This is a genomic window from Streptomyces sp. NPDC055025 (assembly GCF_053608565.1).
Genome location: NZ_JBSGVS010000122.1, coordinates 1 through 11,497 on the forward strand (window position 1 = coordinate 1; position 11,497 = coordinate 11,497).

Here is an 11,497-nt window from a genome sequence, read left to right on the forward strand (position 1 = left end):
CCGTCGCCGTGCCTCTGACGCGCCTACGGCTATCTTACACGTCAAAAAACCCCCCAAACCACACCCTGCGGGGGTCATGTTTCACGTGAAACATGACCCGCGCTGCGTTGGCGGCGGCTCATCACATCGTCCGGCCGCGTCCTCTACTTCTGGGTCGCCCACCATTCCTTAAGGGCGGCGACAGCCGCGTCGCGCTCCATCGGCCCGTTCTCCAGCCGTAGCTCCAGCAGGAAGCTATAGGCCGAACCGATCACGGGACCTGGGCCCACATCCAGAATCTCCATGATCTGGTTGCCGTCCAGATCGGGCCTGATCGCATCCAGCTCCTCCTGCTCCTGAAGCTCGGCGATGCGCTCCTCCAGACCGTCGTACGCACGGGAGAGCGCGCTCGCCTTGCGCTTGTTACGCGTCGTGCAGTCCGAGCGGGTCAGCTTATGGAGCCTGTCCAGCAGTGGACCGGCGTCGCGCACATACCGCCGCACCGCCGAATCCGTCCACTCCCCGGTCCCATAACCGTGGAAGCGCAGATGCAGCTCCACCAATCGCGAGATGTCCTTCACCAGATCGTTGGAGTACTTGAGCGCGGTCAACCGCTTCTTGACCATCTTCGCGCCCACAACCTCATGGTGGTGGAAGGAGACCCGGCCGTCCGTCTCGAAGCGCCGTGTTCTGGGCTTGCCGATGTCATGCAGCAGAGCGGCCAGTCGCAGTACCAGATCCGGCTCGTTCTTCTCCAGATCGATGGCCTGCTCAAGAACGGTCAGCGAGTGCTCGTACACATCCTTGTGCCGATGGTGCTCATCGCTCTCCAGCCGCAGGGCCGGCAGCTCCGGCAGCACCCGGTCGGCGAGCCCGGTGTCGACGAGCAGCGCCAGCCCCTTGCGCGGACGCGCGGAGAGAACCAGCTTGTTCAGTTCGTCACGCACCCGCTCGGCGGAGACGATCTCGATCCGGCCGGACATCGCCGTCATGGCCGTGACCACATCCGGGGCCACCTCGAAGTCCAGCTGCGCGGCGAACCGCGCGGCCCTGAGCATCCGCAGCGGATCGTCGGAGAAGGACTCCTCGGGGGTACCGGGGGTGCGCAGCACCCGCGCGGAGAGATCCTCCAGCCCGCCGTGAGGATCGATGAACTCCTTCTGCGGCAGCGCGACGGCCATCGCGTTCACCGTGAAGTCCCGGCGTACGAGGTCTTCCTCGATGGAGTGCCCGTACGACACCTCAGGTTTGCGCGACGTCCGGTCGTAGGCTTCCGAACGGTAGGTCGTCACCTCGATCTGGAAGCGCTGATCGACGTCCTCGACACGGGCGTCCTTCTGGACGCCGACCGTGCCGAAGGCGATCCCGACCTCCCAGACCGCGTCCGCCCATGGCCTGACGATCTTCAGAACGTCCTCGGGACGGGCATCGGTGGTGAAGTCCAGATCGTTGCCGAGCCGGCCGAGAAGGGCGTCCCTGACCGAACCGCCGACCAGAGCGAGACCGAATCCGGCATCCTGGAATCGGCGCGCCAGATCATCGGCGACGGGGGAAACCCGCAGCAGTTCACTGACCGCGCGGCGCTGCACCTGGCTGAGTGCACTGGGACTGACTTCATTGGCGTTCGGCACAACAGAAAAGGGTACGTGCCGCGGCTGCCGCGAGCGGCCCAGTTTCGGGCTCCTCCGGCCTCCGATGCGGGGGATTCCGGCTGCGCATGAGATTCTTCCGATCATGTGGAGCAGTCCCCAGCACTTCGCCACAGCGCACATCGTTACCATGCGTGGACGCAGGAATCGACAAACCACCGACGGCAGCAAACGATGACGAGGGACGGGCGAGCGCGTGGCGGAGGCGGCAGACTTCCAGGGGATGGTTCACTCTCCTGCCCGCCGGTGGCTGCGGCGCACAGCCTCCCTGATCGCCGGAGCGCCGCTTCTGGCGGGCCTGGTGGCCGGTGCGGCGGCTCCCGCGGCCCACGCGGACGCCGGCGCGACGGCAGCCGATGGTGCCCGTACAGTCGCTGTGGCGCTCAACACGCTGACCCCCGGTGCGCCGGTGCAGGGCGACACCCTCACGATCTCCGGCACGGTCACCAACAAGGGCAAGGGAACGATCACCGACGCCCAGGTGGATCTCCGGGTGGGTTCGCGGCTCTTCGGCAGGACCGCGATCGACGACGCCTCGGCCCGCTCCGCCGGCTCCACGGCCGACACGGCCCCGATCGACGGCAAGTACAAGGTCACCCTCCCGAAGCTCACCTCCGGGATCCCCCAGGACTTCACCCTCTCCGTACCGGTCAACAAGCTCGGGCTCGATGACGAGGGCGTCTACCAGCTCGGTGTCTCACTGACCGGTCAGACCTCCTCCGCTCCGTACGCGCACCTCCTGGGCATCCAGCGCACCTTCCTGCCCTGGCAGCCCGAGGCCACCGAGAAGAGGACCGAGCTCACCTATCTCTGGCCGCTGATCTCGTCGACGCACCTCTCCGCGGAGACCGGCTCGGACGATCAGCAGACGCCGGTCTTCGAGAACGACGACCTCGCCGAGGAACTGGCCCCCGGCGGCCGGCTGGAGCAGATGGTCTCCCTCGGTAACCAGCTTCCCGTCACCTGGGTCATCGACCCCGATCTGCTCGCGACCGCCGACGCGATGACCCGGAACTACCGCGTCAGAAGCGGGAGCACCACCGTCCCGGGCACCAATCAGGCGATGGCCCTCAAGTGGCTCAACGACCTGGAGAAGGCCGTACAGGGCCGTAAAGTCGTCGCCCTGCCGTTCGGGGATCCGGATCTGGCGTCGCTGGCCCACCGCGGCAAGGACGTCTCCGGCGCGCTCAGCCATCTCCAGCCGGCCACGGATGTGGCCGGCAAGACCGTGGAGACCGTCCTCCATGTGAAGCCGTCCGTCGACTTCGCCTGGCCCGTGGACGGCGCGATCGACCCTTCGATCGTCGATGTCGCGACCTCCGCGGGCGCCCACCACGTCATCACCCGCGGCGACAGCCTTCAGGACAACCTCTCGTACACCGCCGGCGCCGCTCGGCCCATCGGCGGCGGGACGACGGCCGTGGTCGCCGACACCCGGCTCTCCACCGCCTTCCAGGGCGATATGACGGTGACGGGCAGCTCGACCCTGGCGGTGCAGAAGTTCCTCGCGCAGTCGCTGGCCCTGACCCTTCAGGAGCCCGACGACCAGCGCAGCATCGTGGTCGCCCCGCAGCGGATGCCGACGGCGGCCCAGGCCCAGTCGATGGCGCGTGCGCTGCGCGGCCTGGACACCGAGCGCTGGACGGAACCGTCCGATCTGATCACCGCGGCGGCGGCCACGCCCGACGACGACGCCACCACCAAGGTCCCCGCCTCCGGTCGGTACCCGAAGAAGCTCCGCGACCAGGAGCTGCCCACACAGGCGTTCCTCGACATCCAGAGGACACAGAGCCGGCTGGACAGCTTCAAGGCCATCCTGAGCTCACCGGACCGGGTGGCCGCCCCCTTCGGCAACGCGATCGGCCGTGCGGTGTCGACGTCGTGGCGTGGTGACGGGGACTCGGCGCAGCAGTACCGCGGCACGGTGGAGCGCTATCTGCTGGGCCTCACCGACGAGGTGCAGCTCATCCCGAAGTCCGTCCTCACCTTGTCCGGCCGCAGCGCGACCATCCCGGTGACCGTGCAGAACAAGCTGGTGCAGGGCGTCCAGAATCTGACGCTGCGCCTCACGTCCGACAAGCCGACGCGCCTCAAGCTCGACGGCGGCGCGCGTATGGCGGAGCGGCCCATCAAGATCGACGGCGGGCACAGCCAGTCGGTGAAGTTCACCGGAGCGGGCAATGCCAACGGCCCGGTCCTGGTGACCGCACAGCTCTACACGGAGGACGGCAAGCTCTACGGCGGGCCCATGACCTTCCAGGTCAGGGTCTCCGAGATCACGCCCACCGTGATGCTCGTCATCGCCGGCGGTGTGCTGCTGCTGGTTCTCGCCGGTGTCAAGATGTACAGCCAGCGCAAGCGGGCGGTGGCCCGTAAGGCCGCCGCCGGGCCCATGGACGACGCCACCGGCACCGCCGACGGAGCCGATGCCGACTCCACGGTGGGTCCGCGCGACACGAAGGACACGGACGCCGCACGGGCCGTGGAGGACACGGAACCCGAGCAGCCGAGTGACCCGACACCGGACACCGCACCAGAAAGCGCGGACGCGTCGGGCCCGGGTGAGAAAGTGGACCGTTGAGCGATGTCGTGGCCGGTCGGCCGGGGACGATGAGGTGGGGTAACCATGAACGCGCCGTACGACGGTGACCGCGGACAGGGCGCGGGCGGCGATCCGGCAGGCCAGGTTCCGCCTTCCGCGCCGCCTGCCCAGGATCCCTATGTCCAGGATGCCTACAACCAGGACCCCTACTGGGCGCAGGACCTCTCCGCGCAGGATCCGGTGACCGAGGCGCTGTACGACCGCGCCTCGCACCCGCCTCCGCCCCCGGGCACCTATCCGGATCCGCAGGCCCTGTACCAGCAGCCGCCCGCGCAGCAGTACGCCCCCGACCCCCGTATCTGGGCGCAGACCCCGCCGCCCGAGCCGTCCGGCCCCTCCCGCCGTCTGCCGTACGGGGACGACCCGAGGACCACTCAGTACACGGGCGTCGACGACCTCGTCTCCTGGGCCGGTGACGAGATTCCGGAGCAGGACGCGTTCGCGCATCTCTACCGCGACCAGCAGGGCACGGGACAGACGCTCACCGAGCCGGAGCCGGTGGCCGCGCCCGCCCCGCCCCCGGCCAAGAAGCAGGGCAAGGCCGCGGGTCTGCTCAAGTCGAGTGCGGTGATGGCCGCCGGCACGCTGGTGTCCCGGCTGACCGGCTTCGTACGGAGCCTGGTGATCACGGCCGCCCTGGGCGCCGCGCTGCTCGGTGACTCCTTCACCGTCGCCTACACCCTGCCGACGATGATCTACATCCTCACCGTCGGCGGCGGTCTCAACTCCGTCTTCGTACCGCAGCTCGTACGGGCGATGAAGAACGACGAGGACGGTGGCGTCGCCTACGCGAACCGGCTGCTGACCCTCGTCATGGTGGCGCTCGGGGCGATCGTGGCCCTCGCCGTGTACGGGGCGCCGGTGCTCGTCCGGCTGATGTCGGACACGATCGCCGGCGATCCCGCCGCCAACAACGTGGCCGTCACCTTCGCCCGTTACTGCCTGCCCACGATCTTCTTCATGGGTGTGCATGTGGTGATGGGCCAGATCCTCAACGCCCGGGGGAAGTTCGGCGCGATGATGTGGACTCCGGTCCTCAACAACATCGTCATGATCGCCACGTTCGGTCTGTTCATCTGGGTGTACGGCACCGCCGCCGACTCGGACATGACGGTCAAGAGCATCCCGGCGGACGGGGTGCGGCTGCTGGGCATCGGTACGCTGCTCGGCCTCACCGTCCAGGCCCTGGCGATGATTCCCTACCTCCGTGAGACCGGGTTCCGGTTCCGCCCCCGCTTCGACTGGAAGGGCCACGGTCTGGGCAAGACGGTCAAGCTGGCCAAGTGGACCGTCCTGTTCGTCCTCGCCAACCAGGCCGGCGTGCTCGTCGTCACCCAGCTCGCCACCGCCGCCGGCGAAGCCTCCGGCAAGGACGGCACCGGCATCCTGGCCTACAGCAACGCCCAGTTGATCTGGGGCATGCCGCAGGCCATCATCACCGTCTCGGTCATGGCCGCGCTGCTGCCCCGTATCTCCCGCGCCGCCCACGACGGCGACCCGGGCGCGGTGCGCGACGACATCTCCCAGGGGCTGCGCAATTCGGCGGTCGCGATCGTCCCGATCGCCTTCGCGTTCCTCTCGCTCGGCGTTCCGATCTCCGTGCTGATGTTCTCGTCCAGCGGTCTGGAGTCCGCGCGGTCCATGGGCTTCATCCTGATGGCGTTCGCCCTCGGACTGATCCCCTACTCCGTGCAGTACGTGGTCCTGCGTGGCTTCTACGCCTACGAGGACACCCGGACCCCCTTCTACAACACCGTCATCGTCGCCGTGGTCAACGCCGCGGCCTCGGCCGGCTGCTATGTGGTGCTGCCGTCCCGCTGGGCCGTGGTCGGCATGGCCGCCTCGTACGGTCTGGCCTACACGGTCGGTGTCGGTATCGCCTGGCGCAGGCTGCGGAAGCGGCTGGGCGGGGATCTGGACGGCGGCCGCGTCCTGCGTACGTACGCCCGGCTCTGCCTGGCCTCCGTTCCCGGAGCCCTCGCGGCCGGCGGGCTCGCCTATGTCGTCCTCGACGCTCTCGGCGGCGGCGCCATGGCCTCGCTGGTGGCACTGATCGGCGGTGGCATCGTCCTGCTGGGCATCTTCTTCGTCGCCGCGAAGAAGATGCGGATCGAAGAGCTGAACTCCATGGTCGGTATGGTGCGCGGACGCCTCGGCCGGTAGAACGGCGCGGCCGAGCACAACCATCGTCGGCTGCCGCGTGTCGTGCATAGCGTCCGACTGTGGGCACAATTGGCTTGGCTGTTGGATAGCGCGCAACGGATGGGGAGGCAGGAGCGACGGTGGCGGAACGTAGCACGGCTGCCGTCGACGTGGCCGACAACAGCGGTGATGAACCGCTGACCGCCAAGGCGGACAAGGCCACGGCCGACGGGGTGGCGAAAGCCCAGGACACTGCGGAGAAGTCCGCACCGGACACGGGCGGCGAGCAGCGGAGCACCGTGCCGGGCATCGCGACGCCCGAGCTGCACAGCGGCCACAAACTCGCCAGACGCTACCGCCTGGAGGAGTGCGTCACCCGTCTGGACGGTTTCAGCAGCTGGCGTGCCGTGGACGAGAAGCTGCGCCGTGCCGTCGGCGTACATCTCCTCCCCGCCGACCATCCGCGGGCCCGTTCCGTGCTCGCCGCGGCCCGTTCCGCCGCGCTGCTCGGTGATCCGCGCTTCGTCCAGGTCCTGGACGCCGTCGAGGAGAACGACCTCGTCTATGTCGTCCACGAGTGGCTGCCGGACGCCGTGGAACTCACCGCCCTCCTCGCCTCGGGCCCCATGGAGGCCCATGACGCCTACCAGCTGGTGAGCCAGGTCTCCCAGGCCATGGCGGCCGCCCACCGTGAGGGTCTCGCCCATCTGCGGCTGACCCCAGGAGCGGTCCTGCGGACATCCACCGGCCAGTACCGGATCCGCGGTCTCGCCGTGAACGCCGCGCTGCGCGGGATCCGCGCCGACCGGCCGCAGCGCACCGACACGGAGGCCATCGGCGCGCTTCTCTACGCCGCGCTGACACAGCGCTGGCCGTACGAGACCGATGCCTACGGTCTCTCCGGCCTTCCCAAGGGTGTCGGGCTGATCGCCCCCGACCAGGTACGCGCGGGAGTCCACCGCGGTCTCTCGGAACTCGCCATGCGGGCCCTGATCAACGACGGCGCCACCGCGTCCCGCCAGGAACCGCCGTGCACCACCCCGGACGAGCTGGCCGCCGCGGTCGCGGAGATGCCCCGTATCCGGCGGCCGGAGCCCACCTTCACCGCCCCGCCCGAATACCAGCGCACCACCTACCAGCAGGGCACCTACGGGCGTACCCAGGCAGGCCTGGGAACGGTGCCGACCCAGCCGGTGCCCATCCCGCCGCCCCCGCTCCAAGGACGTACCGGCAAGGCCCTCAAATGGACCGTCGCGGCGCTCCTCATCGCCGCCCTGGGCCTGGGAAGCTGGCAGGTCGCCGACCGTCTGCTGGACGGCAGCAACACGGGGACCGACGCCCCTCCCACCGAGACCACCACCGGAGACGGGGACAAGCCGATCAAGCCCTTGAAGCCGCTCAGGATCGCCGGCGCGACCGAGTTCATGCCGAGCGGGGCCGGAATAAAACCCGAACTCGTACCGAACGCCATCGACGGGAACGCCGGCACCTCCTGGATCACGCTCCAGTACAAGGGCTACGCCAACTTCGGCAATCTCCCGAATCGCAAGGACGGCAGCGGGATAATCGTTGATCTCGGCAGCGTGCAGGCTGTCTCCGGCATCGACCTCGACATGTACCGCGCCGGTCACACGGCGGAAGTACTCGCCGCAGACCCGGACGCATCGGCTCCGACCGGCCTCTCGGACTTCCCCCAGCGGCTCACCAAGCTGGAGACGGTCGGAAAGACCCTGAAGCGCGCGCTCGACAAGCCCGTGCGAACCCGATACGTATTGATCCACATCACCGAACTGCCCAGCGACGGATCCGCTTCTCTCTTCCGGGGCGGTATCTCGGAGATCAAGATCACCGGCTGACCGGACCAGGGGAGCCGACCGGACCAGGGGAGGGGGCTCACCGTTGGACGACGTCGCACTCGGCGATACAAGTGACCAGGACCTGCTGAGCGCTCATGTCGCGGGCGACCCTCATGCCTTCGGTGAACTGGTACGGCGCCACCGCGACCGGCTCTGGGCCGTCGCCATACGGACGCTCGGTGACCGGGAGGAAGCGGCGGACGCGGTGCAGGACGCTCTGGTCTCCGCCTTCCGGGCGGCCCATACCTTCCGCGGTCAGTCCGCGGTGACCACATGGCTGCACCGGATCACCGTCAATGCCTGTCTCGACCGGGCCCGCAAGGCCGCCTCCCGCAAGACCTCTCCGATGGACGACACCGAGCGGCTGGAGCAGCTCCTGGAGCCGCATGAGTCGGCGGAGGCTCCTGCCGAGCGCCAGGACCTCCACCGTGAGCTGCTGGCAGCGCTGGCCAAACTCCCCGTCGACCAGCAGGCGGCTCTGGTGCTGGTCGATATGCAGGGCTACCCGGTGGCGGAGGCCGCCGCGATCCTGGGTGTCCCCACCGGAACGGTGAAGAGCCGCTGCGCCCGTGGCCGGGCCAGACTGCTCCCCATGCTCACCCATCTCCGAGGAGACACCGGGGATAGCGGCGATCTCGGCAGGGGAAGGAACCGGACGCCAGGGGGATCCGTCCCACCGGCATCAGCACCAAGGGATTCAGGACCAAGTGATCCCGCCGGAGTGAAGGGCGGAGGTGGGCGCGCATGACATCGACGACCGACATGGCTCAGCACCCGGATGTCTCGGAGATCTCCGATCTGGCGGAAGGCCTGCTCCCGCCGTCCCGTGCCGCCGCTATAAGGGATCATCTCGACGGCTGCGCGCTCTGCGCCGATGTCCATGACTCGCTCGAAGAGATCAGGGGACTCCTCGGCACCCTGCCCGGACCGCCCCGGATGCCGACCGATGTCGCGGAGCGTATCGATGCCGCACTGGCGGCAGAGGCACTCCTGAGTGCCACCGCGCCCGACGAAGCCGCGCATGTTTCACGTGAAACATCGCGCCCTTCCGAGGCCCACGCCGTGCCGGACGCTTCTTCCACATCGGACGCCTCCTCCACATCAGTGGAGATCTCGGCCCCGGACGCCCCGCAGGCCGAGGCCGTACGGGCAGACCGCCCGGCGGGGCGGCCGAGGGCGGCCACCGGCCCCGGCCGTACTGCTCCGACCCGCCGTCGCCGCCGTACCGTCGTTCTGGGGGCTGTCTTCGGTACAGCCGCCGTGGGTGTGAGTGTTCTGCTGCTCCAGTCGCTGAATTCGGGCACCGACAGCATCGATAAACAGACCAGCTCAGGGATCAGCTCCGCAAAGAGCGATGACCGGGAGTTCACCGAGGAGCGGCTCCAGAACAGCGTGGACGCCCTGCTGGCCTCCGGCTCGGCAGCGGACCCGGGAAAGAGGCGGCCGGGAAACCAACAGGATGGTTCCCCGACTGGGCGGAACACCTCGAACTTCCCTCTGCTCCAGCCCACGCCCGAGGTGCCGTCCTGTGTCGAGCAGGGCATCGGCCGTACCGAGCCCGTCCTCGCCGCCCAGGAGGGCAGGTATCAGGGCAGCCGCGCCTATCTCGTCGTCCTGTCCCACTCCACCGACATCAGCCAGATCCAGGCGTATGTGGTCGATGCCACCTGTGTGGACAACCCTTCCACGGTCAAGGGGAAGGTCCTGCTGACGCACGCCTACCCGCGCCGCTGACGACACCTGCCGTGCTGCGGGGAGCCTCGGGAATGCGGGACCCGTAGGATCCGTTGGATGGGGTGCAAGTCGTTGATCCGGCCCCAGTAGGCAGTCTGCAGAGACGAGGAAGAATCCCGTGAGCGACGTCCGTAATGTGATCATTATCGGCTCCGGGCCCGCCGGCTATACGGCCGCGCTGTACACCGCGCGTGCATCGCTGAAGCCGCTGGTCTTCGAGGGCGCCGTCACCGCTGGTGGTGCGCTGATGAACACCACCGATGTGGAGAACTTCCCGGGGTTCCGCGACGGCATCATGGGCCCGGACCTGATGGACAACATGCGGGCACAGGCGGAGCGCTTCGGCGCCGAGCTCGTCCCGGACGATGTCATCTCCGTCGACCTCACCGGTGACATCAAGACGGTCACCGACACGGCGGGTGCGGTACACCGGGCGAAGGCCGTGATCGTCACGACCGGCTCCCAGCACCGCAAGCTCGGCCTGGCCAACGAGGACACTCTCTCCGGTCGCGGCGTCTCCTGGTGTGCCACCTGCGACGGCTTCTTCTTCAAGGATCAGGACATCGCCGTGGTGGGCGGTGGCGACACCGCGATGGAGGAAGCCACCTTCCTTTCGCGCTTCGCCAAGTCCGTCACGATCGTCCATCGCCGGGACAGTCTGCGTGCCTCCAAGGCCATGCAGGACCGTGCCTTCTCCGACCCCAAGATCAAGTTCGCCTGGGACAGTGAGGTCGCGGAGATCCACGGCGATCAGAAGCTCTCCGGTCTGACCCTCCGCAACACCAAGACCGGCGAGCTCTCGGCTCTCCCGGTGACCGGTCTGTTTATCGCGGTGGGCCATGACCCGCGGACCGAGCTGTTCAAGGGCCAGCTCGATCTGGACAGCGAGGGCTACCTCACCGTCGACGCTCCGTCGACACGGACCAACCTGTCCGGTGTCTTCGGCGCCGGTGATGTCGTGGACCACACCTACCGTCAGGCGATCACCGCTGCGGGCACCGGCTGCTCCGCCGCTCTCGACGCCGAGCGCTTCCTCGCCGCGCTGAGCGACAGCGAGCATGCCGAGCCGGAGAAGACCGCCACCGTCTGAACCTCTGTACCGACCCACGCCCCACAAACCGAAGGAGGCCGCCGTGGCCGGCGACCTGAAGCATGTGACCGACGAGTCGTTCGAGCAGGATGTCCTCAAGAGCGACAAGCCCGTACTGGTGGACTTCTGGGCCACCTGGTGCGGACCCTGCCGCCAGATCGCGCCGTCGCTCGAAGCCATCGCCGCAGAGCACGGTGACAAGATCGAGATCGTCAAGCTCAACATCGACGAGAACCCGGCCACCGCAGCCAAGTACGGCGTCATGTCCATCCCGACGCTGAACGTCTACCAGAACGGCGAGGTCGCCAAGACCATCGTCGGCGCCAAGCCCAAGGCCGCCCTGGTGCGCGACCTGGAGAGCTTCATCGGCAAGTAAGCGGCGTCGGCCGACAGCCGACTCCAATGTTTCACGTGAAACGGGCCCGTTCCCCCGACTGGGGGAACG

8 protein-coding genes are annotated in these 11,497 nt (G+C 68.3%); 7 read left to right on the forward strand and 1 reads right to left on the reverse strand.

The annotated features are described in order from the left end of the window. Positions 1-143 precede the first annotated feature (143 nt). Complete coding sequence (locus ACWGDX_RS38495; RefSeq protein WP_453633364.1) at positions 144-1,610, reverse strand: CCA tRNA nucleotidyltransferase; 1,467 nt, start codon at positions 1,608-1,610, stop codon at positions 144-146. A gap of 214 nt (positions 1,611-1,824) precedes the next feature. On the opposite strand from ACWGDX_RS38495, the gene ACWGDX_RS38500 reads away from it, so the two are divergent. The 7 genes from ACWGDX_RS38500 (at position 1,825) to trxA (ending at position 11,428) form a co-directional block, all read left to right on the forward strand. Then, the gene (locus ACWGDX_RS38500; RefSeq protein ID WP_453633366.1) at positions 1,825-4,209 is read left to right on the forward strand and encodes a DUF6049 family protein; all 2,385 of its coding nucleotides are present in this window, start codon (positions 1,825-1,827) and stop codon (positions 4,207-4,209) included. 45 nt (positions 4,210-4,254) lie between these two features. Beyond that, a complete protein-coding gene (gene murJ, locus ACWGDX_RS38505) occupies positions 4,255-6,393 on the forward strand; it encodes a murein biosynthesis integral membrane protein MurJ (RefSeq protein ID WP_453633368.1) in 2,139 nt (712 codons plus the stop codon). A gap of 119 nt (positions 6,394-6,512) precedes the next feature. Continuing rightward, positions 6,513-8,228, forward strand: a complete 1,716-nt coding sequence (locus ACWGDX_RS38510; protein ID WP_453633370.1) for a protein kinase family protein — start codon at positions 6,513-6,515, stop codon at positions 8,226-8,228. 43 nt (positions 8,229-8,271) lie between these two features. Continuing rightward, positions 8,272-8,976 carry an RNA polymerase sigma factor SigM gene (gene sigM / locus ACWGDX_RS38515; RefSeq protein WP_453633372.1) on the forward strand — a complete coding sequence of 235 codons (705 nt, stop codon included), beginning with the start codon at positions 8,272-8,274 and terminating at the stop codon, positions 8,974-8,976. Beyond that, the gene (locus tag ACWGDX_RS38520; protein ID WP_453633374.1) at positions 8,973-9,962 is read left to right on the forward strand and encodes an anti-sigma factor family protein; all 990 of its coding nucleotides are present in this window, start codon (positions 8,973-8,975) and stop codon (positions 9,960-9,962) included. Before sigM ends, ACWGDX_RS38520 begins: the two co-directional genes overlap by 4 nt. Before the next feature lie 118 nt (positions 9,963-10,080). Then, positions 10,081-11,052 carry a thioredoxin-disulfide reductase gene (gene trxB, locus ACWGDX_RS38525; protein ID WP_363079895.1) on the forward strand — a complete coding sequence of 324 codons (972 nt, stop codon included), beginning with the start codon at positions 10,081-10,083 and terminating at the stop codon, positions 11,050-11,052. Positions 11,053-11,095: 43 nt separating this feature from the next. Continuing rightward, positions 11,096-11,428, forward strand: coding sequence for a thioredoxin (trxA, locus tag ACWGDX_RS38530; RefSeq protein WP_453633376.1), 333 nt, complete (start codon positions 11,096-11,098; stop codon positions 11,426-11,428). Positions 11,429-11,497 lie beyond the last annotated feature (69 nt).

Bases quoted from the DNA above. Each gene is read 5' to 3' on its own strand.
- murJ (WP_453633368.1), top strand. From the start codon at position 4,255: ATGAACGCGCCGTACGACGGTGACCGCGGACAGGGCGCGGGCGGCGAT.
- ACWGDX_RS38520 (WP_453633374.1), top strand. From the start codon at position 8,973: ATGACATCGACGACCGACATGGCTCAGCACCCGGATGTCTCGGAGATC.